Source organism: Kitasatospora sp. NPDC051984 (genome assembly GCF_044593455.1).
GTDB lineage: Bacteria > Actinomycetota > Actinomycetes > Streptomycetales > Streptomycetaceae > Kitasatospora.
In genome coordinates this window covers 13,991-39,344 of record NZ_JBIUCB010000033.1, presented here as the reverse complement: position 1 = coordinate 39,344, position 25,354 = coordinate 13,991, and the positions used below count along the sequence as shown (strand labels likewise).

At 71.1% G+C, this 25,354-nt stretch carries 24 protein-coding genes and 3 pseudogenes; 15 read left to right on the top strand and 12 right to left on the bottom strand.

Translation table 11 applies throughout. The features are described 5' to 3' along the window. Positions 1-18 precede the first annotated feature (18 nt). On the bottom strand, positions 19-1,518 hold the full coding sequence (locus ACIHEI_RS34400; protein WP_396609508.1) for a Dyp-type peroxidase: 1,500 nt from the start codon (positions 1,516-1,518) through the stop codon (positions 19-21). 216 nt (positions 1,519-1,734) lie between these two features. On the opposite strand from ACIHEI_RS34400, the gene ACIHEI_RS34395 reads away from it, so the two are divergent. Further along, entirely contained in the window at positions 1,735-2,268 is a 534-nt protein-coding gene (locus tag ACIHEI_RS34395) for a hypothetical protein (RefSeq protein ID WP_396609507.1), read from the top strand. A gap of 131 nt (positions 2,269-2,399) precedes the next feature. Further along, positions 2,400-3,011 (top strand): annotated as a pseudogene (locus ACIHEI_RS34390) (sensor histidine kinase); the annotation flags it as partial. A gap of 153 nt (positions 3,012-3,164) precedes the next feature. Here ACIHEI_RS34390 and ACIHEI_RS34385 read toward each other — a convergent pair. Further along, positions 3,165-4,334: an alpha/beta hydrolase family protein gene (locus ACIHEI_RS34385; RefSeq protein ID WP_396609506.1), complete on the bottom strand. Its 1,170-nt coding sequence runs from the start codon at positions 4,332-4,334 to the stop codon at positions 3,165-3,167. A gap of 222 nt (positions 4,335-4,556) precedes the next feature. On the opposite strand from ACIHEI_RS34385, the gene ACIHEI_RS34380 reads away from it, so the two are divergent. The 3 genes from ACIHEI_RS34380 (at position 4,557) to ACIHEI_RS34370 (ending at position 6,826) form a co-directional block, all read left to right on the top strand. After that, on the top strand, positions 4,557-4,910 hold the full coding sequence (locus ACIHEI_RS34380; protein WP_392945504.1) for a YciI family protein: 354 nt from the start codon (positions 4,557-4,559) through the stop codon (positions 4,908-4,910). Then, a complete protein-coding gene (locus ACIHEI_RS34375; protein ID WP_396609505.1) occupies positions 4,907-6,166 on the top strand; it encodes an RNA polymerase sigma factor in 1,260 nt (419 codons plus the stop codon). The genes ACIHEI_RS34380 and ACIHEI_RS34375 overlap by 4 nt, the downstream gene beginning before the upstream one ends. Before the next feature lie 93 nt (positions 6,167-6,259). Further along, a complete protein-coding gene (locus ACIHEI_RS34370; RefSeq protein ID WP_396609504.1) occupies positions 6,260-6,826 on the top strand; it encodes a dihydrofolate reductase family protein in 567 nt (188 codons plus the stop codon). Between the two features lie 10 nt (positions 6,827-6,836). Here ACIHEI_RS34370 and ACIHEI_RS34365 read toward each other — a convergent pair whose 3' ends face one another. The 4 genes from ACIHEI_RS34365 to ACIHEI_RS34350 all read right to left on the bottom strand — a co-directional run bounded on the left by ACIHEI_RS34365 (position 6,837) and on the right by ACIHEI_RS34350 (position 10,721). After that, the gene (locus tag ACIHEI_RS34365) at positions 6,837-7,973 is read right to left on the bottom strand and encodes an alpha/beta hydrolase family protein (protein ID WP_396609503.1); all 1,137 of its coding nucleotides are present in this window, start codon (positions 7,971-7,973) and stop codon (positions 6,837-6,839) included. 130 nt (positions 7,974-8,103) lie between these two features. Next, positions 8,104-8,376: a hypothetical protein gene (locus ACIHEI_RS34360; protein ID WP_396609502.1), complete on the bottom strand. Its 273-nt coding sequence runs from the start codon at positions 8,374-8,376 to the stop codon at positions 8,104-8,106. A 147-nt stretch (positions 8,377-8,523) separates the two neighbouring features. Then, complete coding sequence (locus ACIHEI_RS34355; RefSeq protein ID WP_396609501.1) at positions 8,524-10,206, bottom strand: hypothetical protein; 1,683 nt, start codon at positions 10,204-10,206, stop codon at positions 8,524-8,526. A 116-nt stretch (positions 10,207-10,322) separates the two neighbouring features. Next, positions 10,323-10,721 carry a hypothetical protein gene (locus tag ACIHEI_RS34350; RefSeq protein ID WP_392945513.1) on the bottom strand — a complete coding sequence of 133 codons (399 nt, stop codon included), beginning with the start codon at positions 10,719-10,721 and terminating at the stop codon, positions 10,323-10,325. 412 nt (positions 10,722-11,133) lie between these two features. Here ACIHEI_RS34350 and ACIHEI_RS34345 point away from each other — a divergent pair, with 412 nt between their 5' ends. Continuing rightward, complete coding sequence (locus ACIHEI_RS34345) at positions 11,134-11,589, top strand: hypothetical protein (RefSeq protein ID WP_396609500.1); 456 nt, start codon at positions 11,134-11,136, stop codon at positions 11,587-11,589. Further along, on the top strand, positions 11,562-11,831 hold the full coding sequence (locus tag ACIHEI_RS34340; RefSeq protein WP_392945517.1) for a hypothetical protein: 270 nt from the start codon (positions 11,562-11,564) through the stop codon (positions 11,829-11,831). The genes ACIHEI_RS34345 and ACIHEI_RS34340 overlap by 28 nt, the downstream gene beginning before the upstream one ends. 9 nt (positions 11,832-11,840) lie before the next feature. Here the strand turns inward: ACIHEI_RS34340 and ACIHEI_RS34335 are convergent. Both ACIHEI_RS34335 and ACIHEI_RS34330 read right to left on the bottom strand, forming a co-directional pair. Continuing rightward, positions 11,841-13,242 (bottom strand): annotated as a pseudogene (locus ACIHEI_RS34335) (NF041680 family putative transposase). A 226-nt stretch (positions 13,243-13,468) separates the two neighbouring features. Further along, complete coding sequence (locus tag ACIHEI_RS34330) at positions 13,469-13,816, bottom strand: ArsR/SmtB family transcription factor (RefSeq protein WP_396609499.1); 348 nt, start codon at positions 13,814-13,816, stop codon at positions 13,469-13,471. A gap of 141 nt (positions 13,817-13,957) precedes the next feature. Between ACIHEI_RS34330 and ACIHEI_RS34325 the strand changes: the two genes are divergently transcribed. Beyond that, a complete protein-coding gene (locus tag ACIHEI_RS34325; protein WP_396609498.1) occupies positions 13,958-15,538 on the top strand; it encodes an MFS transporter in 1,581 nt (526 codons plus the stop codon). A gap of 75 nt (positions 15,539-15,613) precedes the next feature. Here the strand turns inward: ACIHEI_RS34325 and ACIHEI_RS34320 are convergent, their stop codons facing one another. Then, positions 15,614-15,874, bottom strand: a complete 261-nt coding sequence (locus ACIHEI_RS34320; RefSeq protein ID WP_396609497.1) for a hypothetical protein — start codon at positions 15,872-15,874, stop codon at positions 15,614-15,616. 275 nt (positions 15,875-16,149) lie between these two features. Between ACIHEI_RS34320 and ACIHEI_RS34315 the strand changes: the two genes are divergently transcribed. The 5 genes from ACIHEI_RS34315 (at position 16,150) to ACIHEI_RS34295 (ending at position 21,701) form a co-directional block, all read left to right on the top strand. Further along, positions 16,150-16,830: a Crp/Fnr family transcriptional regulator gene (locus ACIHEI_RS34315; RefSeq protein WP_396609496.1), complete on the top strand. Its 681-nt coding sequence runs from the start codon at positions 16,150-16,152 to the stop codon at positions 16,828-16,830. Positions 16,831-17,007: 177 nt separating this feature from the next. Further along, positions 17,008-18,033 (top strand): hypothetical protein, encoded by a 1,026-nt coding sequence (locus ACIHEI_RS34310; RefSeq protein ID WP_396609515.1) that lies wholly within the window; start codon positions 17,008-17,010, stop codon positions 18,031-18,033. Then, positions 18,030-20,189 (top strand): hypothetical protein, encoded by a 2,160-nt coding sequence (locus ACIHEI_RS34305; RefSeq protein WP_396609495.1) that lies wholly within the window; start codon positions 18,030-18,032, stop codon positions 20,187-20,189. Before ACIHEI_RS34310 ends, ACIHEI_RS34305 begins: the two co-directional genes overlap by 4 nt. Beyond that, positions 20,179-21,135, top strand: coding sequence for a hypothetical protein (locus ACIHEI_RS34300; protein WP_396609494.1), 957 nt, complete (start codon positions 20,179-20,181; stop codon positions 21,133-21,135). The genes ACIHEI_RS34305 and ACIHEI_RS34300 overlap by 11 nt, the downstream gene beginning before the upstream one ends. A 104-nt stretch (positions 21,136-21,239) precedes the next feature. Beyond that, the gene (locus ACIHEI_RS34295; protein WP_387864412.1) at positions 21,240-21,701 is read left to right on the top strand and encodes a Pycsar system effector family protein; all 462 of its coding nucleotides are present in this window, start codon (positions 21,240-21,242) and stop codon (positions 21,699-21,701) included. Between the two features lie 54 nt (positions 21,702-21,755). Here ACIHEI_RS34295 and ACIHEI_RS34290 read toward each other — a convergent pair whose 3' ends face one another. Then, the gene (locus tag ACIHEI_RS34290) at positions 21,756-22,397 is read right to left on the bottom strand and encodes a carbonic anhydrase (RefSeq protein ID WP_387647140.1); all 642 of its coding nucleotides are present in this window, start codon (positions 22,395-22,397) and stop codon (positions 21,756-21,758) included. A 228-nt stretch (positions 22,398-22,625) separates the two neighbouring features. Continuing rightward, complete coding sequence (locus ACIHEI_RS34285; RefSeq protein WP_392945536.1) at positions 22,626-22,907, bottom strand: hypothetical protein; 282 nt, start codon at positions 22,905-22,907, stop codon at positions 22,626-22,628. A gap of 640 nt (positions 22,908-23,547) precedes the next feature. Here ACIHEI_RS34285 and ACIHEI_RS34280 point away from each other — a divergent pair. Then, on the top strand, positions 23,548-24,204 hold the full coding sequence (locus ACIHEI_RS34280; protein ID WP_396609493.1) for a hypothetical protein: 657 nt from the start codon (positions 23,548-23,550) through the stop codon (positions 24,202-24,204). A gap of 40 nt (positions 24,205-24,244) precedes the next feature. After that, positions 24,245-24,604, top strand: a complete 360-nt coding sequence (locus ACIHEI_RS34275; RefSeq protein WP_396609492.1) for a hypothetical protein — start codon at positions 24,245-24,247, stop codon at positions 24,602-24,604. 72 nt (positions 24,605-24,676) lie between these two features. On the opposite strand, the pseudogene ACIHEI_RS34270 reads toward ACIHEI_RS34275, so the two are convergent. After that, positions 24,677-25,318, bottom strand: a pseudogene (locus tag ACIHEI_RS34270) (YoaK family protein). Positions 25,319-25,354 lie beyond the last annotated feature (36 nt).

The window sequence follows — 25,354 nt, the reverse complement described above, 5'->3', positions numbered from 1 at the left end:
CCTCGGTGGGTGGGGCGGTCAGGAACCGACGGGCTTGTTGGGGAGGTCCTGGCCCCCGGCGAGCAGCCGCAGCGTGGTGATCGAGGGCGTGAAGGCGTACAGCGCGCCCGTGGTGTGGACGAAACGCTTCATGTCGACGGTGCCGTGGGTGCCGTCCGCGAGCCCGATCTCGGCCTTGCCGGCCAGGCCGACGACCTTGTCGAAGCCGTTGGGGGCGGGTGTGGAGCCGTTCGGCTTTCCGGGCGGGAAGGTGTCGCTGTTGGCCCAGAACCGCTGCACCACCTCGAACTGCTCCTCCAGCGAGGTGCCGTAGCAGACGAACATCAGCCCGCGGTCCACGCCGTCGTCGTTGGCTCCGCCCGGGAACTGCACGCCGTACGGGATGCCCCGGCGCATCAGGCGGTGGCTCTTCGGGTGGCCGTCGCCGTTGCCCGCGAAGACCCGCGGGTGGGTGCGGCGGATGTGCGCGACCCACGGGGTGTGCTCGCCGGCCGGGTCGTTGCTGTAGTCGAAGTCGTTGCGGTCGGAGCCGACGCCGGTCACGCTGCCGTTCGGCGGGGCGAGCGGCGTGCCGTCCTTGAACCGGCCGACCAGGCAGGCGCCGAGGCGGGTCGGGTCCATCGTCCCGGTGAACTTGGTGGCACCGTCGATCACGGCCGCGTTCCAGCCCGCGACGTCCTGGCGCAGGCGGCGCACCACCTGGAAGGAGCCGTTCGCCATCCACTGCGGAGCCGGCCGGTCGCCGTTCTCGCTCTTCTGGCCGAAGACGAACTCGCCGGGTTCGATCAGCTCGGTGCCGGCGTGCATGTCGCGGACGCCGGGCTGGTCCGGGCTCTCCGGGTGGAAGTCCTTCACACCGGGCTGGGAGATGCCGTCCTTGTAACCGAAGTGCTCGTGGCCCTTCAACGGGCCCGTCAGGGTGCGGCCCTCGTCCACGTGGACGCGGACGATCTGATTGGCGTTCTCGACCGCGTCGAGGTTCTTCAGCTTCTCCTGCAGCATCTCGTCGGTGTCCGCGGCGACGATCAGCACCGCGTGCACGACCTGGTTGCCGGCCCCGGCGCCGAACAGCCACTGCTTGGGGTCGCTCTCGTCGGTGTCGCCGAGATCGGCGGCCCGGGCGGCCGCGCCCGCGAGGAAGGACTGCATTTTGTTGTCCTCGAGGTCCTTCCGGACCTGATCGGGCTTGTTGGCGACCGCCATCAGGCCGTCGAAGGTGAGCGACACCCCGCAGCGGACGGTGACCAGGTTGGGGTCGCGGCCGAACGCCCGGCGGGCCAGCGAGAACTGCTCGTTGAAGTCCTCGGTCTCACTGGTCGTCGAGACGGTGTTGAGGATCGCGGAGAGCCAGCCGCGACCTCTGGCGGCGTCCGGGAAGTGCAGGTAGCGGAAGTCCATGAAGTCCTTGTTGAACGCCGCCAGGATGTTGCCCTGAATGTCGGTGCTCGTCCGCAGCGGCGGCTGGGGCAACTGCTCGATAGCGGGCACGCCGGCGGGACGGGCGGAGGTGGTGGTCACGGTCGGGCTCCTCGAGTGCAGGCAGGACTGATCGCACAGCGCGATCGGGTCAGCACTCAACGTAGCTGCCGTGTGGAGAGTCCTGCCAACCGAACGTCGGCTTCCGGACGCAACGAAGGCTTCTTGCATTCCTTTGCCGTCGCTCTGCCGGGCGGCTGACAGGCACTCGGCAGAGTCGTGCCCCCACCGACCGCAGGACGTACGGAGGGCACGGCGATGACGATCAGCACGAACGTGAGCACCAGCACGAACGGAGCGGCGAGGCGCGGCACCCCGGCGGCCGCGGCGCCGGCCGTACTGGCGGCCGCGCTGCCGCTCACCGCCGTCCCGGCCGCGCAGGCCGTGCCCGCCTCGCAGACCTCCGCCGCCACCCAGGGCCGGCCCGCGTGGTGCCCGGACGTCCCGGGGCACCAGGTCGACTGCACGACCATGCGCCGCCCGCTGGTCACGGGCGAGCCTCGCCTCGGCGGCATCGACGTGAGCTACGCCGTGGTGCGCCTCGGCAACCCCGGCCCGGCACTGGGCACCGTTGCGGTCAACCCCGGCGGCCCCGGCGAGACCCTGACCGACCGGGCCGAGCAGGTGGCCGGCGTGCTGCAGGGAGTGCTGGACGACTACGACGTGCTGCTGCTGGACCCGCGCGGCACCGGCCGCTCCGGCCGGCTGCCCTGCGACGTCACCGAGGCCGAGTACCGCTGGCCCCGCGCGCCGGCCGGCGCGAGGCCGTCGCCGAGTGCGCGGAGGAGCTAGGCCCGCGCGCCCGCGGCTACACCAGCGCCGCCACCGCCGACGACAGCGACGCCGCCCGCGAACGCCTCGCCACCCCGCTGCCCGCCGCCGGACGCGACGAGGTCGGCGGCCTCACCCGGGCCTTCGAATCGATGGTCGGCGCGCTGCGCCGCTCCCGCGAGCAGCAGCAGCGCCTGGTCCAGGACGCCGGCCACGAACTCCGCACCCCGCTGACCTCGGTGCGCGGCTGCGCCGAACTCCTCCAGCGCGCCCGCGGCCGGCTCGCCCCCGAGGACGAGGAACAGATCCTCGCCACCCTGGTCAACGAGACCGTCGCACTCGACGAAATCATGCGCGAGCTGGCCGAGTTGGCCACCGACCGGCAGACCGCGGAGGGCCCCGAGCCGCTCGACCTGCCGGCCGCCGAGGACCCCGAGCCGCTCGACCTGCCGGCCGCCGCCGAGGACAGCGCTCGGCGGTTCCAGCGCCGCACCGGCCGCGAGATCGCCGTCACCGCCGAGGCCCCCGTGCCGGTGCTGGCCTGCCCGCGCGCCCTGCGACGCTGCGTGGACAACCTGGTGGGCAACGCCGTCAAGTTCAGCCCCGACGGCAGCCCGGTGGAGATCCGGATCACCGGCACCCGGCTGTCCGTGCGCGACCACGGACCCGGCATCGCCCCCGGCGAACGGCAGGCCGTCTTCGAACGCTTCTTCCGCGCCGCCGGCACCCAGGCCACCCCCGGCTCCGGGCTGGGCCTGGCCATCGTCCACGACCTGGTCGCCGCCGACGGCGGCACCGTCTTCGCCACCGCGGCCCCCGGCCGGCACCGTCTTCGCCACCGCGGCCCCCGGCCGGCACCGTCTTCGCCACCGCGGCCCCCGGCGGCGGCGCCGAGGTCGGCTTCCGGCTGCCACCGGCTACGAGTGAAAGCTGATCTCCGGGTTGCCGGGGGTCGGGCCGTCGAGCAGCGGCTGCGGGATGCCCTTCAGCTGGAGGTCGAAGAACGCCGCGACGTACTGCCGGGTCAGCTGGATGCCGCGCTCGGGGGCGATCGTGGTGGTGGGCGGGTGCGGGAGGCCGAGCTGGCCGGCGAGCAGCGGGATGTCGGTGAAGGAGTGGTGCTCGGCGCCGGCCAGGGTCAGCCAGCGCTTCCAGCCGTCGAGGTTCCTCCAGGCATCCGTCCAGCTGGCGTCCTTCCCGCCGTCCATCTGGTGCTCGATCATCAGGAACGGCTTGCCCTTGAGGCCGGTGGCGGGCACGCCGTAGTCCATGCTGCCGTCGAGGTTGACCCCGGCCCGGACCCGGTCGTCGCTCAGCAGGGTCGGGACGGTCGCCGCGCCGCCGACCGAGTGCCCGGCCATGCCGATCCGGTCGCGGTCGATCAGGCGGGCGTAGCGCCAGGCCGGGTGCGGGCGGGTGGTGAGCTGGTCGAGGACGAAGGCGACGTCCTTCGCCCGGCTCGCGTCCAGGTTCGCCCACTCCTCCCTGGGACCGAACTTGCCGCACATGACGCAGGTGGTGGTGTGCCCGTCGGGGAACGTCGTCCCGCTGTTCTCGTAGGTGTGGTCGATCAGCGCGACGACGTAGCCGCGGCTGCTCAAGTCCTCGGCGAGCGCGGTCAGTTCGGTGCGCGGCATGGTGAAGCCGGGGGAGAGCACGACCAGCGGGAACCGGCCGTGCTGCGGCAGCGCGTCCGTCCTGGACCACGTCCGGGTGTCCGCGACCAGCTCGGCGGGGATGGTGTTGCCGGGCACCTTCGCGTCCAGCAGCAGCCGCGCCGCCTCGGGCGTCATGTACGGCGCCGGCCCGCCGGTGTCCGGCTTCGCGGGGTAGTACATGGAGACCATGAGTTGGCGGGGGCCGGCGGACGGGACCCAGGGGTCGGTCCGGTCCTGGTCGGTCAGGTGCAGGATCTGCCGGCCGACCGCGAACGGCCCCGTGGGGCGCGGGAGTTCGAGCTGGACGCTGGCCTCGATGGTGGCGGAGGCAGGTGCGGGTGCGGCCAGCGCGGGCGCGGCGGTAGCGACTGCCAGCGGGAGAGCGAGCAGGAGAGCGGTTGCCGCGGCGGCGCGACGGATTCGGGTCATGGACCTCAACGTAGGTCGGTGGTGGGCGAGTTGGCGTCACGTCGGAGGCGTAAGGGATCCCACTGAGAACGCGGCGGGGTGCGGGCCGGGGCCCCTAAGGGCCGTGTTTCGAAGGCGTCCGGGATTCGCGGCAAGATTTCCCCGGACGTGGTGTCGATTCTCGCTACGGTCGTTCGTCATACCTGCGCAACCAGCCCGATCCGACGCACGAGGAGCGCACCCTTGAAGTACCTGCTGCTGATCAACACCGTCGCACCCGACTCCACCGAGGAGCAGCCGGCCGACGGGCCGACCGTCGAGGAGTTCATGGCGTTCGACAAAGCCATTTGCGACGCCGGCGTCAAGCTCGACGGCAACGCGCTCGACACCTCGAACGCGACCAGCGTGCACGTCCGCGTGAACGGCGAACGCGTCGTCACCGACGGGCCGTTCGCCGAAACCCGGGAGATCGTCGGCGGCTACCTGCTGATCGACGTCCCCGACCTCGACGCCGCGCTCGACTGGGCCGCCCGCTGCCCCGGGTCCAAGTACGGCAACGTCGAGGTCCGCACCGTCTGGGAGCACCACCAGTCGTGAACGAGCAGCGAGCGGCCCGCTCCGTGGAGGCGGTGTTCCGCGAAGACCGGAGCAGGCTGCTCGCTCTGCTCGCCGCCAGATTCGGCGACCTCGACCTGGCCGAGGAGACCGCCTCCGAGGCCATCGAGGCCGCACTCCAGCGGTGGCCGATCGACGGCGTGCCGGACAAGCCACTGGCCTGGCTGCTCACCACCGCACGCCGCAAGGCCATCGACCGGATCCGGCGCGACCGCACGTACGCGCAGCGGCTGGCGGAACTCCAGGTGGAGAGCGACCGGGCGGCCGTTCCCCCTGCCGGGCCGGGGTTCGACGACATCCCCGACGAGCGGCTGCAACTGTTCTTCACCTGCTGCCACCCCGCGCTCTCGCCGGAGGCCCGCACCGCGCTCACACTGCGCTTCCTCGCGGGCCTCACCACCGCCGAGGTCGCCCGCGCCTTCCTGGTCCCCACCGCGACCATGGCCCAGCGCATCGTCCGCGCGAAGAGCAAGATCCGCAGCACCCGCATCCCGTTCCGCGTCCCCGGCCCGGACGAACTGCCCGCCCGGCTCCCCAGCGTCCTGCGGGTCGTCTACCTCGTCTTCACCGAGGGCTACGCCGCCAGCTCCGGCACCGACCTGCTCCGCCCCGACCTCGCCGACGAAGCCATCCGACTCGCCCGCATCCTGCACCAACTGCTGCCCCGCGAACGCGAAGTGACCGGCCTGCTCGCGCTGCTCCTGCTCACCGACGCCCGCCGCGCGGCCCGCACCGACGCGGCGGGCAACCAGGTACTCCTCGACGAGCAGGACCGTGCCCTGTGGGACACCGGCCTGATTGCCGAGGGACAGCGGCTCCTCGTCCCCGCCCTGACCGGACCGGGCGTCGGACCGTACGCCGTGCAGGCGGCGATCGCGGCGCTGCACGACGAGGCGGGCGACTTCGAGACCACCGACTGGCCGCAGATCGTCGCGCTCTACGACGTGCTGCTCGAGCTCGAACCGTCGCCTCTGGTCGCACTCAACCGGGCCGTCGCCATCGCCATGTGCGACGGCTACGAGGCCGGACTCACCCTGCTGGACGACCTCACCGAGAGCGGTCAACTCCCCGGCTACCACCTGCTCCCCGCCGCCCGCGCCGACCTCCTGCGCAGGCTCGGCCGCACCACCGAAGCAGCCGCCGCCTACCGGGCCGCCCTCGCCCTCGCCGACGCCGGCAACGAACCGGAGCGGGCCACGCTCGCCCGCAGGCTCGCGGAACTCACCGGTGGAAGCTGACCTCCGGGCCCGCGCGACGCAGGTGGTGGTGTGCCCGTCGGCGCGAGACCCTGCACACGAGTACGAGTACGAGTACGGACGGAAGGCCGGGCTGTGCGGAAACTGATCTACGCCATGAACCTGACCCTGGACGGCTACATCGCCGCGGCGCACGACGACATCGGCTGGAGCGGACCGCCGAGCCGCGAACTGTTCGAGTGGTGGCTCGACCATGAGCGGGCGAGCGGCCTGACGCTGTACGGCCGCAAACTGTGGCAGACGATGAGCTCCTTCTGGCCGACCGGCGACCAGCGGCCGGGCGCCACCCCGGCGGAGATCGAGTTCGCGCGGAACTGGCGGGACACGCCGAAGGTGGTGTTCTCCTCGACCATCCACGAGGTCGACTGGAATACCCGCCTGGTCACCGGCGACGCGATCGCCGAGATCACCCGCCTCAAGGCCGAGGACGGCCGCCCCATGAACATCGGCGGCGCCACGCTCGCCGGCGCGGCCATGCGCGCCGGCCTGATCGACGAGTACGTGATCGCCACCCACCCGGTCCTGGTGGGCGGCGGCACGCCGTTCTTCACCGCGCTGGACAGCTGGGTGGACCTGAACCTGCTGGAGACACGGACGTTTCCCGGCGGCGTGGTCCTGACCAGGTACGGGACGAGGCGCTGAGCTCTTGCCGTTACAGGTGGAAGGTGACCTCCGGGGCGGCGGTGGCCGGGCCGTCGAGGGCCGGTTGGGGGATGCCCTTCAGCTGGAGGTCGAAGAACGCTGCGACGTACTGCCGGGTGAGCTGGATGCCGCGCGCCGCCGTCATGGCGGTGCCGGGAGGCTGGGGGATGCCGAGCTCTTCGAAGAACAGCGGGTTGTCGGTGAAGGTCATGTGAATGGCGCCGGTGACCGTCAACCAGCGCTTCCAGCCGTCGAGATGGGCCCAGGTGTTGGTCCAGGTGGAGTCGTCCCCGGCTGCGTTCGCGCGGCCGACCATCAGGAACGGCTTGCCCTTGAGGCCGGTCGCCGGGACAGGGACGTCCATGCTGCCGTCGAGGTCGACGCCGGCCCGGATCCGGTCGTCGGACAGCAGGGCGGGCACGGCCGCGGCGCCGCCTGCGGAGTGACCGGCCATGCCGATCCGGGTGCGGTCGATCAGGTGGGCGTAGCGGGGGTGCGTGGTGAGTTGGTCGATGACGAAGGAGACATCCTTCGCCCGGCCGTTCTCGATGGCTTCCCGGACGGCATCGGTGAGCGGTATCTCGCAGGCGACGGAGGTGGTGGTGTGGCCGTCGGGAAAGGTGGTGCCGGTGTTCTCGTAGGTGTGGTCGACCAGTGCGACGACGTAGCCGTGGCTGGTCAAGTCCTCGGCGAGCGCCGTCAGTTCGCTGCGCGGCATGGTGAAACCGGGAGAGAGGACGACGAGTGGGTGTCGTCCGTGCCGGGGGAGGGCGTCGCTCCTGGACCAGGTGCGGGCGTCGGTGACGACCTCGGTGGGGATGGTGGTGCCGTGCAGCCTCCCGTCCAGCAGGAGCCGGGCGGCCTCGGGAGTCATGTACGGGGCCGGACCGCCGATGCCCGGCTTGGCGGGGTAGTACATCGAGACCATGAGTTGGCGCGGGCCGGTCGACGGCACCCACGGGTCGGTCCGGCTCTGGTCGGTCAGGTGCAGGATCTGCCGCCCGACCGCGAATTCTCCTGTGGGGCGCGGGAGTTCGACATGCACGTCCGCCGCGGGTGCGGCCGGCGCGGGTGCGGCGGCGACGACGGGGAGCGGCATGGCGAGCAGGAGCGCGGCTGCGGCGGCGGTGCGACGGATTCGGATCATGGGCCGTACCGTAGTTGGCCGGTCAGGGAGTTGACGTTCCGTCAGAGGCTAGGGGAATCCACTGAGATGGCGCGAGGACACGGGCTCCGAGCCCCTAAGGGCCCGGGCGCGCGTTGTCGGCCTGCCCGCCTCAGCCGAGATGTGTGCGCAGGTGCGCCAGTGCCGCCTCCAGCGCGTCCTCGGCGGCGACGGGCAGGTCGGGGGCGACGCCGACGCCTTCCCAGTTGGCGCCGGTGACCGGGTTGATCGAGCGGGCGGTGGGGACGGTCGCGGTGATGTGTGGGACGACCGGAATGCGAGCAGTTGTTTGAGCGGCCGAGTTGGCCTGTGAGCGTCGGGGTTGGCCCGCCTGAGTGTCGCAGTTGGCCTGGCTCAGCCCTCGGCGGGCCGTGTTCCCGGCCATACGGCGAATCGCACCGCACCTGATGGACCAGAGCGGCCACAGGGCCAGACCGAGGCCGTGCAGCGCCGCCTCAGTGCGGGTGTCTTGGCCAAGTTCATTCCGCCATCTGCCCGGCAGCCGACAGCTGGCCGCCGGGCACGAACCAGATCAGGTCTTCGTATTGGTGAGGTGTGACCCGATGTAGCCCACGATCACCTGGCCGGTGGCGCCCTTTGTGTCGTCCAGGAAGTAGACCCTCGGAGAGGTGCTTCCCTTTGAATCGATTTTCAGGTGGGCCTGCATCTCCTTGCGCCCGGAGGGATCAACCTCCTTGGGGACGGCGAAGACGCGTTCTGCACCCCACTTGTTCATGGTTGTCTCGGACTCGGCCGGAGCGTATTGCTTGTGCGGCCAGTTCACCGTCCCCGGGCGATCCGATGTGCAATGCTGGTAGAAGCTGCCGTTGAAACCCTCCTGGGCCGCTTGCACATAGGACTCCAACGCTCGAAGCGCGTTCCACGCCTTCGCTGCCCATACGCGCGCCCTATCGGATTCGTCCAGTTCGAGCGCCCTACTCTTGTCGGCCGTGACGCGGATCCCCTCGAATGCGCTGAGCCTCTCCCACAACTCTTCAAAGGAGTCCGGCACACCCAAGGGCTGTTCAACGACAACTGTGTCTTCGTAACGCCCGGCGTCACGAAGCCGACGTCGCAGGACGTCTGCCTCAGCTCGCGCCCGCTCCACATCGTCCAGCGCACGGAGCGCCTCCTCCATGTCCCCGTCCGCCCGAGTAGTGGCCTCGTGGAGTTGCTGCTCCAGAGAGGCCGCCGTTCGCGCCGACAGCTCTGCGGTGCGCTCAGCCTCCTTCAACTCCTCGTCTGCCTGGGCCAGGAGCGCCTTGAGATCCTCGACATCCTTGCGTATCCCCGTCAGTTCGTCGGAGCGACGCACGGTCGTCAGAGCGGCCTGCCGCTCCTCTCGGTGGCGCTGGCCTACACCGTCCATGAAGGACAAGCTCCGCAGAGCATCCGGCAGCGGGGCTTCGGTCGAGAGCCGCTGAACAGTACGGGCAAGACCGAACCAGGCGCGGTCCTGAGGGTCACTCATCCGGGCTATGGTCAAGAACCGGTGGCGCGATGCGTCCTTCGGCCATGCTGGATCGACCTCGGTCAGGAATGTCCGTATCGAGCCAGGGGCGACGCGGTGGTGCTCGCCGATCGCCGCACGGAACGCATCGACGGCATTGGTGTCCTCAAGCAGGTACAGCGAGGCCGCGCCAGCACATTGCGGCATCGCCTGGCTCATGCGCTGCGACCAAAGCGGATCGGATCGGAGTGGCCGGGCCGCCACAATCGCCGGCAGGCACCGCGCAGGGTCGCAGAGCACGTCGATCAGGCGGTCGACACCGCCGACCCCCACCACCTGGGCGCCGAGGGTCAACGCCGCTGGCCCATCTGCGGGCTTCAACTCGCGGACGAGGTCGCGTACCAGACCCGGCCGGCCAGGAGACAGTGGCGCTTCGCCACTGGGAAACGCCTCCAGACTGACCGATAGCACCGATGAGGAGCTATCGACCGCAACGGCGGTAATGGTGGTTCGCCACGTTGCCTCGGGCTTGTCCTCGCGCAGTTGGAGGCGTATTGCATGTTCTGCACCGTCGGCGAGATAGGCCGCCTGGTTGGTCAGGACCGACACATCGTCGAGGTGGTGATGGCCGGAGGCGAGGGGTGCCGTGCCGAACTTGCCAGTCAGCCAACGCGCACTGATCCGACGGACAGTCTGGAAGGGGCTTTCAGCATGCGGAACAGTGAGGACCGTTCTGTGCGCAAGCGGGTTGCTGGTGAGGCTCACGATGGCTATCAGCCCTTCGCAACGGAGATGCTGGTGAAGTGATACTCGGACCGATTAAGGTCACGTGGACGCTGGATACCTTGGCCCGGTATGCGCTCGCCGGTTCCGTGACGCGTCTACTCCCGCACCAGATCGCGGATTCGCGCGAGCTTCTGCTCAGGCGTCAACGCCTCGTTGCGCCCACCAGCAAGCCCGTCCAGGACGGCTCGGACGTCATGCTGGTCCGGATGGAGAACAGCGTCGATCACTTGTGCACGCGGACTACTATCCCTGTCGTAGATCCACACCGTCTGCCACTGTCGGGGCTCGATGTTGAGCTGGGGATCGAGCATGTTGGGTGGGAAGTGCCCGAGCTTGGCCTTGCTGAGCGCCTCCGCTACCTCGACAAGGACCCACTTCCCCAGCTTCTTGTATCCGAGCTCTTCACGAAGATCCCCCAGGGTGACCTCGACGAGCCCACCCTCCTGGCGGCACCGTTCCCCGATGCTGGCGCTGTCGCCTTCCTTCGAAGCCATCTTCCTTGGCACGCTCCTCACAGATTGTTTCAGCTGTTCACATATAATGATGGCTATGTGAGGAATATCATGTCAAGAGCGCGATGAACAAAATATCGAGGCATCGGCGAATATGATTGAGGCTGGACGGCCAGGCCGACCGTGAGCGCGGCGGTTGGCCCGCCTGGGCGTCGCAGTTGGCCCGCAGGATAGCGGCCCCACCTCCTACCTGCCGGGCTTTCCCGAGAAGTCGTGTGGGAGGCCGTACGGGCGGGCTGTGCTGGGGGCATGGAGGCATCAATCTGTACGGCGGGGGTCGAGTCCCGGCCGGTCTGGTCGCACAGAGTTGCACCTTGGATGATCTCGTCACGCCGTACGGCATCGATCCGGCCGCGAGGGAACGGCTGAAGACGGGTGCGGGGCGGGCCCGGCGGTGGACGGCGACGTGGCAGACGGCCGGGAGGATGTGATCTGCCCGGTTCAGGATCTCTCCGGCGTTCCGGCGCTCGCGTCGGTGCCGGTGCGCGGGTTCACCTGGCGAGCGCGGCAGCGGCACCGCGCTGGGCTGCAGTATCTGCTGGCCACGGGCCGGATGCACGGTTTCGAGAGCCTGGCTGAGCGTCGCCTGCTGCTGGCCTTGGACTTCACGGGCGGCGTCGAAGAGGTGCTGTCTCAGCCGTTCAGGCTGCGGTTCACCACGGCGGACGGCGCTGATGACCATACACCGGACTTCCTGGTGCTCCTGCCTGGGACGGCCGTGCTGATGGACGTCCGGCCCGCTCATCTGGTCAAGGAGAAGGACCCGGTCAGTTCGCCGCCGCAGAGAGGGCGGCATCTGCGGCCGGATGGCGTTACACGGTGGTGGCGGGCTGGCAGCGCCGGGTGCTGACCGGGCTTGATGCGCTCTCCGCCCGGCGGCGCCAGATGACCGACCAACTCGGGCTGCAAAGCGAGTTGATGGAGCTGGTCGGCGAACGCCCTCGGCGGTTAGGCGACCTGGTGGAGGCCACCTCGCTGCCGGCGGCGGCCCGCGCCTATGCCGTTCACCTGCCCTGGCATCGCCGGCTGGCGGTCGACCTGGCTCGGCCGCTGGGCGACGACTCGTGGATCTACCCGGTGGGGAGGCTCTGAGCTTGCCGTTTAACGTTGGTGGGCTTGGTGTTTCTGGATCGTCTTGGCGCGTTTGACGGTTTTGCCGACGTCGTGGCGTGTAGCGCGTTGCTTGTTCTTCGAGCCGGGCGGTCGTCCGGGGCCGGGCCGGGAGGGTTTTGGTGCGGCTGCCGGACGGACCGCTGTCGGGTGGAGGTTGCGAAATCCCCGTCGGACGCGGGCGGGGGTGAGGCGGCGGGGTTCGGCGGGCTTCTCCCAGGGGCGGCGGAGGTCTTCGGCGAGTGAGCGGGCGAGGCGGAGCTGGGTGTGGGCGGCGATGATCAGTCAGGTCCAGAGGTCGGCGGTGTCGGCGTGGCGGAACCTGGGGCAGGTCCAGCCGAGGGTCTGCTTCATGAAGCGGAAGGTGTGCTCCAGGTCGAAGCGGCGGAGGAACGACTGCCACCAGCGGTTCACGTCGGCGGGTGTCGCTCCGGTGGCCGAGCACCACAGCCAGACGGGCTTCGGGCTGCGGTCGCCGGGCAGGCGATCGACGTTCAGACGGATCAACGTGTCGTCCAGGACGGGGAGTTCGTCCTGTGCGTGTTCCAGCCAGGGCTGCGCTGGGAGAGTCTGGGGTGCATGCGGTCCCAGGCGACCGTTTCGGCGGTCCCGTAGCGGGTGGTGGCCGTGGTGGTGGCGATGTCGGGCGTGTGCCAGGTGTCGGGCCGGGAGAGGGCGAGGACGCCGCCGTGCTTGCGGGGCCGGCCCGGACGGGTGCGGGCGGGGCCCGGGTCGCGGAGCATGACGCGGTCCGAGCGCAGGCGTCCGACGAGCACGACGGGCAGGTCCGCGAGGGCGTGGGCGAGGTAGGCGGTGTCGTGGCCGGAGTCCATGACGATCAGGATCTCTGGGTCGCCCTCGCTCCAGTGCCCGGCATCGATCAACCAGACGGCAACGTCGCGCAGTTGGGCGGTGGTGGCAAGCGTGGCGTCGTTCGCCGGCCCGAGACGCACGGCGTCCAGCAGCGCGGTCCAGGAGGTCCGGCCCGTCTCCAGCGCCGCCACGAACGAGTACGGCCAGCCGGGCACGAGCTGGTCCCTGCTGCGGTCACCGCGCCCGTAGGCGTGACAGAACAGCCTCTCGTCGCTGGTCGGAGCATTGGGGTGGAGCCAGTGGGACACATCGACAGCGAGCACGATCCGCCCGTCCGCCGCCTTCGGCAGCGGCAGGCCCGCCAGGGTGCGGCGCAGGCGGGCCGGCTCGCACCAGCCCCGGTCCAGGGCCGCGTACATCGCTCCGTGCCCGCGCCGGTGCTCGGCCGCCAGCGACAACTCGACCAGCGTCCTCACCGGCCCGTCCGCACACAGCACCGCATCGGCGAGCTCGAACAGCGCGTCAGCACGGCGTACAGACACACGTAGAACTCGACCCGAAAGCGGGACAACACGTCCAACACCCCACCAGCGGGCGTACCGACCGGGAGACTCACAAGTAGCGGCCGTTCTCTCGCACTTCGTTACTCGACATCTCGAAGCGTGAAGAACGGCCGCATCCGCTGTCCCCAGAAGGCCCGCAGATCAGCAGGTCGGGTGACGTGCGAGGTTAAACGGCAAGCTTAGGGGAGGGTGAGCCGGCAGGGGGAGGCCGAAGTGGCCTGGTCAGCCCCTTCGGTAGCTGCGTCAGCCGCGGTGGCGGTCGCCGGGGTCCGCCCCGGGCGGCGGGTTCTGGCCGATCAGGGTGAGCAGCCCGGGGAAGCGTGCCTCCAGGTCCTCCCGGCGCAGCTGTGCCTTCCTGCTGTTCCCCCGGTCGATCTGCTGGACCAGCCCGGATTCGCGCAGGACGCGGAAGTGGTGGCTGAGCGTGGACTTCGAGACCCCGAGCCCGAAGGACAGGCAGGTCCGCTCGGTGCCCTCCGGCAGTTCCGAGAACTCCTGGACGACCCGGTACCGCAAGGGATCCGACAGGGCGTTCAGGATCGCCGCGAGCTCCATCTCGTCGCGGCTCGGGTGGCCTTCCGCGTCGACCATCTCTCTGTCTCTCCGTCGCTAGCCGGACATCGCCGTGGGGCAGGTTCGATTTGCATAGTACCTCTGCTCCCTGAAAGCCTCAGGTTCGATAGAAACCGAACCTTGGGTTCGGAGTCCTCCGGAACGGGAGCTTCCCCAGCCATGGCTGCACAGACCGAATCCCCCCTCGTCGGGGAAGACGCCGGCCCCCGGGCCCCGGGGCACCAGCGGCGGACACTGATCCTGGTCGCCGTCCTGCTGGCCGTCTTCGTCGTCCCCACGTCCATCTCCGGCACCGGCGTGGCGCTGCCGTACATCGGCTCCGACCTCGACGCCGGCCTGGTGCCCCTGCAATGGGTCGTCAACGCCTTCAACGTGGCGTTCGCGTGCTCCACCCTCGCCTGGGGGTCCATCGCCGACATCATCGGCCGGGTCCGCGCCTTCGCCCTCGGCGCCACGATCTACGCGGCCGCCTCGCTGGTCAGCGTCCTCGCCGGCAACGTGATCCTGCTGGACGTCGCCCGTGCCCTGGCCGGCATCGGCGGCGCCGCGATCTTCTCCGGCGGTACGGCGCTGCTCTCCACTGTCTTCGAAGGTCCCGCCCGCGGCCGGGTGTTCGCGCTCTTCGGCACCGTCGCCGGCATCGGCGTCTCCTTCGGCCCGTCGCTGTCCGGCGCGCTGATCGAGAGCGCCGGCTGGCGCTGGGTGTTCGCCGTGCACGTGATCGTGCTCGCCGTGGTCCTGCTCGCCGTCCCGACCATGCGCCGCGCCGTTCAGGAGACCCGTACCCAGGGCGCGCGCATCGACATCCTCGGCTCCGCCCTGTTCGTTCTCGCCATGCTGCTGCTCACCACCGGCATCGCGCAGGGCCCGCAGTGGGGCTGGACCGGCCCGGGCGTGCTCGGCCTGTTCGCGGGCACGGTCGTCGTGCTCGCGATCTTCGCGGCCGTGGAGAAGCGCAAGGAGCACCCGATGCTCGACCTGAGCATCGTGACCAACCGCCGGTTCATGGCGATCTGCCTGGTCCCGGTGGCCGGATCCTTCGGCTTCGTCACCATGCTGACCTATCTGCCCAGTTACCTCACCGCCGCCGGCGGCTACCCCAGCGGCGCGGCCGGTGCGATCATGCTGATGCTGACCGCCCCGATGCTGGTCCTCCCGCTGGTCACCGCCAAGCTCGTCGCCAAGGGCGTTTCCGCGATCGGCATCATCCACCTGAGCCTGGCCCTCCTGGTGGTCGGCGCCGTCGGCCTCGAACTCTTCGAACCAGACATCAACCTCGGCCTGGTCGCCCTGCCCATGGTGATCACCGGTACCGGCTACGCCCTCGCGGCCGGTCTCGTCGACGGCCAGGCCCTGGCACTCGTCGCCCCGGAACGGGCCGGCATGGCCGCGGGCTTCCTCAACACCATGCGCCTCGGCAGCGAGGCCGTCGCCGTGGCCGTCTACGGCTCGCTGCTCGCGACCGTCATCAACGGCAGGACCCGGGACGGCATCGCCGGCTACCCCGGCGCCGGTGACCCGGCCACCGTCGCCGGGACCGTCGCGAGCGGCAACATCTCCGGCCCCGCCGGACAGGTCGCCGAGACGCAGCGCGCCGACTTCACCGACCTCCTGGTCCACGCCTATGACGGCGCCTTCCACACCGTCCTGTGGGTGCTCGGCGGCATCTGCCTGGTGCTGCTCGTGCTCGTCGTGGCGCTGCTGAGCGGCCGCGAGGGCGGGCGGGCAGCGGCCAGTTGACCCTGCGGCCACTCCGGGGCGGAAACCGCCGCTCTCGCCTGCCTGGACGTCCCGGGCGGGCGGTGAGCCCGGGGACTACCGCTGGGCGTCGAGCAGCGGCTGGATGTGGTCGGGCGCCTTCTGGATCGGGTGCACCACGACGCTCCCGTCCTCCGGCAACCACTCGGCCGCAGCGCCGAGTTCGAGCGCGACGGCGTAGACCTTCGCCGCGTCGAGGTGCTGTGACCCGTCTGCGTCCGGTTCGTCCTGCATCACCGCGTCGGTGACCGGAACGGAGACGTACGCCTCCTCCACCGTCGTGCGCTGCAGGCGAACCGAGATCGAGTAACTTGTCATGTCTCCCCCTTGACCGATCGCCGCCGCTGTCGGCGGCCGAGGCGTCAACCCTAGTGGCTCGGGTGCTGAGCGGGCCGAGGCCCGGGGAGGACCTGCTGCGGAGGGCGGAGGGCGGAGGGCGGCGGGCGGCGGGCGGCGGTCGCACCGCACTGGAGGACAGGACGACCACACCGTGATGGTGCTGCGTGCCCTCACCGTCGGACCGCGTGCAGGACCTCACCCGCCGGGGGGAGAACGCCCACGCCGAGTGTGCGCCCGGCCATAAGGTCGTTCCCGTGACCGAGATCGCCGTGCCACCCCCGCCCGACACCCAGAGCCAGACGCTCCGCCAGCTGGTGGGCGAACCCGCCTGGGCGGCGATGCTCGACGGCGCACTGGTGCGCCGCCACCCCATCGGCTCCACGCTGCTCAGGCAGGGCGAAACGGGGCAGCACGTCCTGGCGCTGCTCGGCGGCGTCGCGAAGGTGCTGCGGCGCGAACACAGCGGCGAACTCACCCTGCTGGCGTTCCGCGGGCCCGGCGAACTGCTCGGCGAAGTGGCCGTCCTCGACGGCGGTACCCGGTCGGCGAACGTGCTCTCGATCACCGATTGCACGGTCGCCGTCCTCGCCAAGCCGGCGTTCCTGCGCATCGTCGCCGCACAGAACCTGTACCCCGTCCTGGTGCGCTACGCCCTCGCCCGCCTGCGCGAGTCCGACCTCGCCCGGGCCGGCGGCGACATACTGCCCCGCCTCGCCGCCGCCCTGCTCACCCTCGCCGACCTCTCCGCCGCACCGCCCGGCGGACCCGTCGAACTCGCCCTCACCCGCGAGGAGTTGGCCCAGCACCTCGGCGTCTCCCGGAACACCGTCAGCACCGGCCTGGGTGAACTCGCCCCGCTCGGCGTGCAGAGCGCCCGGAAGCGCGTCCTGCTCACCGACCTGTCCGCGCTGCGCCGTGCGGCTCCACGGCATTGACCAGCCGTCAGCCGTGCTGTGACGCCCGTCACTCTCCTTTCGCACTGCGCGAGCACACCGCCTCGCGCGAACTCGGGAAGCTGGAGGCACTTCGTCCGCACAAGAAGATTCCGAGGTGCCGCCATGACCCAGTACGACCAGTGCAACCAGTACGACCAGTACGACGAGCACGAGCCGATGCGCCGCCCGTACGACCGGCCGCTGCCGCAGGCCAGTGCCCTGCCGCACAGTCGTAGCCGCCAACTGCCGCCCTACCGGGGGCTCGTGGCCGTCGACGCCAAGGACTTCACCGGGTACCCCGCGATCGAGCACGGGGTGATCAGCCGGGCCGTGCCGGAACTGCTGGAGCGCTCCTTCGAGCGGGCCGGCCTGGCCCACGTCTGGGACGACCGGCGGTTCCCCGCGTCCACCGGCGACGGCTACATCTTCGGCTTCGACCCGGCCTGGATGCCGTTCCTGATCCACCCCTGGCTGCACACCCTGCAGGACGTGCTGACCGAGTTCAACGTCCACTCGGCCGGCGCCGTCCGCACCCGGCTCCGGGTCAGCCTGCACATCGGCCCGCTGCCCGACACCGGCGACGAGTTCGACGGCAACGGCACCCCGCGCAACGACACCCACCGGCTGCTCGACTCCCGCCCCGTCAAGGCGATGCTGGCCGCGTCCAGCGAAAGCATCACCCACGTCGCCGCGATCCTCTCCGACCGCTGCTACCAGGACGCCGTCGCCTCCGGCTACACCGGCCGCCACCCCGACCACTTCGTCGAGGTCCCCGCCACCGTCGAGGGCAAGCGCTTCGACCAGCGCGCCTGGCTGTACGTCCCGATGCCCTCCGGCAACCTCTACGACCGCCGCATCCTCGGCGACCGCGTCGTCGACGAACACGAATCCGCGAAGTCCGCCGCGGACACCGACGAGCGGGGCGTCGGTCGGCCCGCGCGGTCCTACGTCACCCAGCGGGCCGACCGGGGCATCATCAACTCCGGTACCGTGCACGGCGGTCAGAGCGTCACCAACACCGGCCGCGACAGCATCGGCGGGGACCGGTTCGGCGGGGACAAGATCGGCGGCGACCGCCTCGGCATCGCCGGTGACTACGTCGGCGGTAACAAGTCCGGCACCGTGAACGGCAACCAGGCCGGTACGGTCCACGGCAACCAGGGTGACACCGTGCGCGGCAACAAGAAGGAGAAGCGCCGGTGACCGCGCCCGACGCCGGACCCCCCGAACAAGCGGCGGAATCCTTCGCGGACGACCCCGACGAGGAGATGTACGACGACGAGTTCGCCGACCGGTTCGCGGAGCACCTCGCGGGCGGGCAGCCTTTCATCTACGCCCCCAACGGCAGCATCAACACCGGCTCCGTGTACGGCGGCCAGCGGGTGAAGAACGTCGGCGCATCGGTCGGCGGCCCCGGGCCGCGCCGCGTCGAGGCCTTCGAAGGGCCGATCACGGAGGCGGAGATCCTCGACGCGCGGTTCGGATTCGCCGAACCCCACTGGTTCCGGCAGGCGCTGTCCGAACTCTCCACCCGGATCCTGTTCCTGACCGGCGAGCCCGGCAGCGGACGCCGCACCGCCGCGCTCAACCTGCTGTACCGGCACAGTGGCCGCAGCCTGGACCTGCGCGCTCTCGACAGCGGCGTGGACCTGTCCTCCTGGCGGCCCACCCACACCAAGGTGCGGGGCTACCTGGTGAACGGCCTACTGCCTCAACAGGCCTTCGGGCCCGCGGTGTTGGCGAACCTGCGCGCCAAGCTCAAGGACGCCGGCGCCTGCATGGTGATCGTCCTGCCCAACGAGCCGAGCAGGCTCCGCGGCCTCACCCGCGACCTGCACGTCGAGCCGATCCGCTGCACCCCGCCCGCACCCCGCGCGGTCTTCGACGCCCGCCTGGCCGCCACCGTCCCGTCCGAGCAGCGCCGCAACCGGTTGGAGGACCGATTCGGGCCGCTACTGACCAGTGATCTGACGCCCGGTCAGGTCGCCGAACTGGTCGCCGAAGTGGCCGCCGGCGGGGACGACGGCCCCGACCCCGAGGCGCTGCGCGAGCGCCTCAGCTACCTCGCCGAGGACGAGGTGCCGGAACTGCTCGACCGGCTCCGGGGCGACCCCGACGGCCTGGCATTCCTGCTGGCCATCAGCGTCTTCGAAGGGCTCGACCACCGGATCGTCCAGGACGAGGCCAGGCGGCTCGTCGCCCTGGCCGACGGGCGACTCGACGCCGTCCTGACCGGCGAGGACGAAGGCGCCAAGCGCAGCACCCGGCCCAACCCGAAGTTCGTCCTCCGCCGCCCGCTCGAAGAGCTCCTCAGGATGGTGCGCGCCGAGTGCAGGCCGCCGGAGATCCGCAACACCTCCGGCTTCAACTACACGGTAGAACCAGTGCACTTCACCCGGCACCGGCAGAGCGAGACCGTGCTGCGTCACCTGTGGCGGCAGTACGGCGGGTCGTCCGAACTGCTCACCGAGTGGATGGACACCATCCCCGGGAGAGACAGCGATCTCGCCGAGCGGGTCGGCCGGGTGATGGGCCTGGCCGCCAGCTGGGGCGGCGGCCGGCAGGCGCTGCGCCACATCGAGACACTGGCCGGCTCGGACCGGGCCCGCAGTCGGAGCGCCGCCGCCTACGCGCTCGGCATCGCCGCGCAGGAGCCGGTGCTCGCCAGTGAGGTCAAGTTCCGTCTGGGCCAGTGGAGTCGGCGGGACGGCAAGTATCTGCGCTGGACGGTCGCCCGCGCCTGCGGAACGGACTTCGGTCTCGCCCGGCCGGAGGTGGCGCTCACCCTACTGCACCGCTGCTACCGGGGCCGGGACGGCGACGAGGCCGGTGTGGCGGGCGAAGTGGGCAGGGCGCTGTCCGCGCTCTTCGCGGGTGGCAACAAGGAACTCGTGTTCAGCGCCATCACCACCTGGGCCGAACGGCCCGGCGGCGACCCGGACTTCGTCCTGTGGGTGTTTCCCAGCCTGATGTACCACAGCGACTCCTGGTTCCGGCAGCAACTGACCACTGTCACCGAGCACCGCGCCACCATCCTCGCCCTCGTCCGTCAACTCCTCGACGACGAGCGTCACTTCCGCAGCATCTGCCGGGCCCTGCTCCACTGGTGCAGCATCGCTGTCTGGAACGACGAGTTCCGGCCGGCGGTCGAGGCCCTGCTGAACGCCCTGGCCCAGGACATGCGGCACGGCGTCTTCGCCCTGTTCGTCGAGATCGACCGCTACGACGGCGACCTGGCCGGCCGTCACATCGCCCGCCAGGCCCTGGAGGACTGGCGCCACGGAACTCCGCGCACCAACCGCCAAGCGGCCAACGGCAGTTATCCCGCATCACCGGACGGAGGATCCGATGTCCACTGAGAACGACGCACCGCTGTACGTCCGGGCCCCGCGCGCCCTGTGGCGGGAGGTGCTGCGCCACCGCTGGTCCGCGCCGCGCAACCGGGCGCTGGTCCTGCGCGACCGCAGCGGCGGCTTCCACCGGGCCGGGGCCGACCCGAGCGGCCCGGCCCTCGGCAAGTTCCCGGCCGCCCGGCTGCGCCTGCGCGACTACGACCAGGCGTTCCACGTCGACCTCGACCAGCGCATCGGCTCCCGCACCGTCGGTCTGCCGACCGGTCGCGGCACCAAGTCGACCGAGGTCCGGGTGCTGTGGTGGGCGGACGATGCCGCGCAGGTGGTGCGCAGTGGCACGCTGTACGGCTGGCATCCGGTGCGCAAGGAGCTGGAACGGTGCCTGGGCCACATCGGTGACGAGTATGCCGCCCTCGGCAGGCGGGTGACCGCCGATGTCCTGCTGCAGTACCTGGGCGGGCCGCGCCGCCTGCCCGATCACGGCCTGGTGTACCGCGTCACGGACGTCTCCACCCGTGAGGACGCGGAGGAACTGCGGCTCGGCGAACCGGTGGAGGCGGGTGCGCCGTACCCGTGGACCGACAGCCGGGAGGAGTACGAGTTCTGCAAGCAGGCCGTCCAGGAGGGCCCCGTCTCGCTCGCCGCGCTCTGGCTGGTGCGCCATCCGGAGCAGGTCAGTCAGGTGCTGGACTGGGCGGTCGGCCACGCCGACCTGATTCGCGGCGAGACGACCTGGCAGGACCAACTGGCGGGCCTGCTCGGCAAACTGCCGCAGCAGGAGCAGGACGAGCTCTCCCTGCTGCTGCACGACCGGCTGTCCGCACTCGGCCGCCGCGTCCCCGGCCCGACGCCGCCGCCCGCTCCGCAGACGCCGCCACCCGGCCACGACTGGACCGGCGGCGGCCTGAACGGCCGAGTGGTCGGCGACCGGCTGAACGGGGTGGCGCGGTGATGCGGTTACCCGTCCGGCATCGCACGACCGCGGCGGCGTTGCGTCGGCGGCGGGATGGCGCGCACGTGGGGCCGGCGTCGCGCAGCGCACGGGCGGTGGCGGCCATGGAACGGCTGGCGGCGGCCAACAGCGCCGAGCTCGGCCGGGCCGACGCGAAGGCCGCGGTGCTGCTGGGCTTCACGGGTGCGGCGTTCGGGGCGTTCCTCCCGCTGAGCCGCGACGGCGGTGGCGGGTCCTGGCCCGCGCACCTGCTGTGGTGGACGACGGCGATGAGTGCGTTGCTGGCCGTCGCGTGCTTTGTCGCCGCGATCGTGCCGCGCCGCCGCCGTGGGCGGTCCAGGGCGACCGGCGCGCCTGGCTACTTCGAGCACATCACCGCGGCGGACGGCGCCGAGCGACTGGGCGGCGAGTTCGAAGCGTCCGGGCGGGATCCGGGGCGGGCATTGCTGTCCTCGCTGATCGGGACCAGTGCGATCATCCGTTCGAAGTACCGCTGGATCGAGGCGGGCACGACGCTGCTGCTGCTCGCCCTGATGCAGTTCGGCGCGGTGCTGCGGCCGGTCTGACACGCCGCAGCCCCGGCCTGGTCGGGCCGGGGCTGCGGGTGGGTGCCGGGGTGGTCAGGCGGCGGCGGGGGCCGGGAGGTCGAGGCCGCGGGTGGTGACCAGGTGGGCGGTGCCGTCCACCAGGCGGTAGGAGAGGCCGACGACGGCGGTGCGTCCGGCGTCGACCGCGTCGGAGAGGATGCGCGAGCGCTCCATCAGCAGGGCGACGGTGTGCCTTATGTGCTCGTTGATGAAGTGGGAGTTGTCGGTGTGTCCGGCGGCGTTCGCGGCGAGCACGCTCGGGGTGACCCGTTCGATCACGTCGCGGACGAAGCCCTCGCCGGTGGCGCCGGCGGCGACCGCCTCGCGGGTGGCGGCGACGGCGCCGCAGGAGTCGTGCCCGAGGACCACGACCAGCGGGGTGCCCAGCAGGCTCACGCCGTATTCGATGCTGCCGAGCACCTCGGGACCGAGCACGTGGCCGGCGGTGCGGACCACGAACAGGTCACCGAGGCCCTGGTCGAAGATGATCTCGGCGGCGAGTCGGGAGTCGGAGCAGCCGAACAGCACCGCGAACGGTGCCTGCGCCGGCGCCGTCTGGGTGCGGCGGGCCGCATCCTGGTTCGGGTGGTAGGGGCTACCGGCGACGAACCTGCCATTGCCCGCCAGCAGCATCTCGAAGGCTTCCCGGGGAGTGAGGTTCGCGGCGTCTGTCATGCCCGCAGACTACGTCCCCCGGCTAGGGGCAGGCTCGTCCGGGCCACCTCCTGGACGCGCCGGAGCCGCTCACGGAATGGGGCGAACCGATCGAAAACGGCCAGAATCGTTCGGATATCGGTGTGGCGGCGGCGATAATTATGCAGGAACTGCGCCGTTGGTGCGGACACCATCGATCCCGCCGGCCGGCCCCGCGAGCGCGTTGACGATGCGCCGGGCCGGCGCCGCTCAGTAGCAGCGGTACTCGCGGTAGCCCTCGTTGGTCTCGCCGTAGTTGTTGCGGAACACCACGTTGTAGTGGCCGTACCGGGCCCCGTTGCCGCCGGTGAACGTGTACGCCAGGGTCTGCACGAACCCGCCGTTGCCGTAGTAGTTGGTGTAGTAGTCCGGGCAGCCCATGCCCGTCAGGTCGGCGATCCCCGCGGCGGAGGCGGTGCCGGTCATTCCGACCACCAGCGCACCCCCGAGGGCGAGAACGGACATGGCCTTGGCGGCGCGGCGGATGGGCACGGGGGCTCCTCTGGGTAGCGAGGTTCGGGGCGGCCGTGGGTGGGCCGGGAGGGATCCTGCCGGGGTTGAGTTGAGCGCGTCAATGGTATGTACCAATTGGCGCCGGAGGATGGCCGGAATCGGACTCGCGGCGCGGTGGCGTGCCCCTGGGGGGCGAAGTGGGGGGGGGGGGGGGGCGGACACGGTGGACGGCTGGGAGTGGGACGAGACACTGTTCGCGGGCACGGCCGAGCTCTACGCGCGCGGGCGGCTCCCGTACCCGCCCGGCCTGGCCGAGGCGCTCGGCAAGGCCCTCCAACTCGACGGCATCGGACGGCTGTTGGACCTCGGCTGCGACCCCGGAACACTCACGCTCGGGCTGGCCGACCTGTTAGGCGGGACGGTCGGCGTCGACCCCGACCCCGGCATGCTCCTCCGCCCCGCACCTGTTCGGCCCCAGGCTGCCCGCCCTTCGAGGCCGACCTGCGCCGCGAGGCCTCCCCGTCGGGCTGCTTCGCCGTCCGACTGCCGAGCGCCGAGGCGGTGATCTGGCGCCGCCCCCGACCAGCCGCGAGCGCGGAACTCCGTGGCGAGGACGGTGGAGGGTCCGGCATCATCCCCGTGTGATCATCTTGCCGCCCGTTCCGAAGTTTCTCGCAGCATGACCAGCTTCCTGACCCACCGGGCACGCGTCCACGACGACCGGCTCCCCGTCCACCGGCGGCACAGCGCGCTGCGCACCTGCGCCACCGAGTTCGCCCCCTACGGCTTTCGGGCGACCTACCACCACCTCACCCTCAGCGCCCGAATCCCCCGGCGCCTGGAGACGGACCCGGACGCGCTGCTGCGGGCAGTGGAGGAACTGCACGAGGCCAGGCTGCTGTGGCGCGAGCGGGCGGAGCACTTCGCGGCGCAACGCCGCGCGGAGAAGCGGGCCGGGCGGCGGGCCGTACCGAACCCCCGGCCGTGGTGGCTGTGGAACGGGTCGGATAGTTGGCCGGAGCGCGTCTGGTGCGACGACCCGTTCCGCCACCCGTCGCTGCACCTGGCCGCGTACGTCCGGCGCCAGAACGCGCTCCTCGACGGCGCCGAACTCCCCGGCTGCCCGGCCTGCGGGGACGAGGGCGCGCCGACATCGCACGCGACCGGGCACGGCTGGATCGAGCTGTGCGCCCGCTGCTCGTGGGTGACGGCACCATGCCCGTGCGGGCGGTGGCACCCGCTCGAGCCCACCGTCACGAACAGCTGGCCCGCGATCTGGCGGCGGGCGCACATGGGCGATGATGGCAGGCCCAACCCGCACTGGCCCGTGAGCTGACGCGCACGTCCCCCGCACCCCGAACGACAGGAACCGACCCGTGAGTCTCCTCGTGCACACCTTCGTCCGCGCCGCCGACGGCGGATGCGATTTCCTGGAGGACCCCGCGTACGGCAAGACCCTGGCCGGTTTCGAGAGCACCCGGAAGCGGCTCTGGGGATCCGAGGCGATGCGGGACCTGGGCGCCCGGTTCTTCCCGCGGCTCGACGGCTACGACCTCTACGCGGAGCCGGAGGAGATCGACGAGTTCCTCGCCGAGTGCGACCTCGTCCGCCCGTATCTCGACCAGCTGGCCGCGCAGGGCGGTTACGACGCCGACTACGTCGCCGAGCGGTTCGACAACATCGTCGTTGCCGCGCGCCGCGCCAAGGCGGTGGGCGGCGGGGTCCTCGTCTGGTAGTCAGCGGAATCTCATGGCAGCCGGGGCAGGTTCGAACGGCGTTGCGGGGACAGTCCGTTGGGACCTCCGTTGTCAGGGCGCTTGGCGGTAGAGGACGGCCGTCGCCGCCGTGATGCCGGCCGCGAGGAGAAGCGCCCAGGGGAGGTGGTGGTGCAGGACGAGGAGGGCGCCCGGGGCGGTGCCGGCGGTCATGGTGAGGGCGGCGAGGACGCGGCGGCGCTGGTGGGGGGAGTGGCGGCCGGCCAGGCGGGTGTCGGCGGCGAGGCCGGTGAGGGTCATGGTCAGGACGGTGGTGGTGAGGTCGGGGACGCCGAGGCTGCGGACGGTGGCGTTGCGCAGGCCCATGGCGACGGCGAGCAGGGCGATCACGCCGTACTGGACGGCGCCACCGGTGCCTACGGCGAAGGCCACGACGGCGGCGGCGAGGTGGAGCAGGGTTTCGGCGGCGAGGGCCGGTCAGAGACGGCCGGTGGTGAGGCGTCCGCCGAGGGCCGCGCCGAGCAGGAACGCGCCGAGCGAGGTGAGTGAGCCGAGGGTCGAGAACCCGGGCGCGCCGGCCAGGGCGAAGCCGATGACGACCACGTTGCCCGTCATGTTGGCGGCGAACACGTGGTCGAGCCCGAGGTAGCTGACGGCGTCGATCAGTCCGCTCACCGCCGTGAGCCCGAACAGTGCGAGGGCCAGCGGGTCGCCGTCCTCGGTGGCCGCGCCGATCGGCCGGGACGGTGACGGGGGTGCGGCGGACGCGGG

What these genes read in the sequence shown, in the direction of transcription:
- ACIHEI_RS34280 (WP_396609493.1), top strand. Translation starts at nt 23,548, where the DNA reads ATGACCAGCTTCCTGACCCACCGGGCACGCGTCCACGACGACCGGCTC.
- ACIHEI_RS34350 (WP_392945513.1), bottom strand. Translation starts at nt 10,721, where the DNA reads ATGGCTTCGAAGGAAGGCGACAGCGCCAGCATCGGGGAACGGTGCCGC.
- ACIHEI_RS34310 (WP_396609515.1), top strand. Translation starts at nt 17,008, where the DNA reads ATGCGCCGCCCGTACGACCGGCCGCTGCCGCAGGCCAGTGCCCTGCCG.
- ACIHEI_RS34385 (WP_396609506.1), bottom strand. Translation starts at nt 4,334, where the DNA reads ATGACCCGAATCCGTCGCGCCGCCGCGGCAACCGCTCTCCTGCTCGCT.
- ACIHEI_RS34365 (WP_396609503.1), bottom strand. Translation starts at nt 7,973, where the DNA reads ATGATCCGAATCCGTCGCACCGCCGCCGCAGCCGCGCTCCTGCTCGCC.
- ACIHEI_RS34320 (WP_396609497.1), bottom strand. Translation starts at nt 15,874, where the DNA reads ATGACAAGTTACTCGATCTCGGTTCGCCTGCAGCGCACGACGGTGGAG.
- ACIHEI_RS34290 (WP_387647140.1), bottom strand. Translation starts at nt 22,397, where the DNA reads ATGACAGACGCCGCGAACCTCACTCCCCGGGAAGCCTTCGAGATGCTG.
- ACIHEI_RS34360 (WP_396609502.1), bottom strand. Translation starts at nt 8,376, where the DNA reads ATGGCCGGGAACACGGCCCGCCGAGGGCTGAGCCAGGCCAACTGCGAC.
- ACIHEI_RS34395 (WP_396609507.1), top strand. Translation starts at nt 1,735, where the DNA reads ATGACGATCAGCACGAACGTGAGCACCAGCACGAACGGAGCGGCGAGG.
- ACIHEI_RS34325 (WP_396609498.1), top strand. Translation starts at nt 13,958, where the DNA reads ATGGCTGCACAGACCGAATCCCCCCTCGTCGGGGAAGACGCCGGCCCC.
- ACIHEI_RS34330 (WP_396609499.1), bottom strand. Translation starts at nt 13,816, where the DNA reads ATGGTCGACGCGGAAGGCCACCCGAGCCGCGACGAGATGGAGCTCGCG.
- ACIHEI_RS34300 (WP_396609494.1), top strand. Translation starts at nt 20,179, where the DNA reads ATGTCCACTGAGAACGACGCACCGCTGTACGTCCGGGCCCCGCGCGCC.
- ACIHEI_RS34295 (WP_387864412.1), top strand. Translation starts at nt 21,240, where the DNA reads ATGGAACGGCTGGCGGCGGCCAACAGCGCCGAGCTCGGCCGGGCCGAC.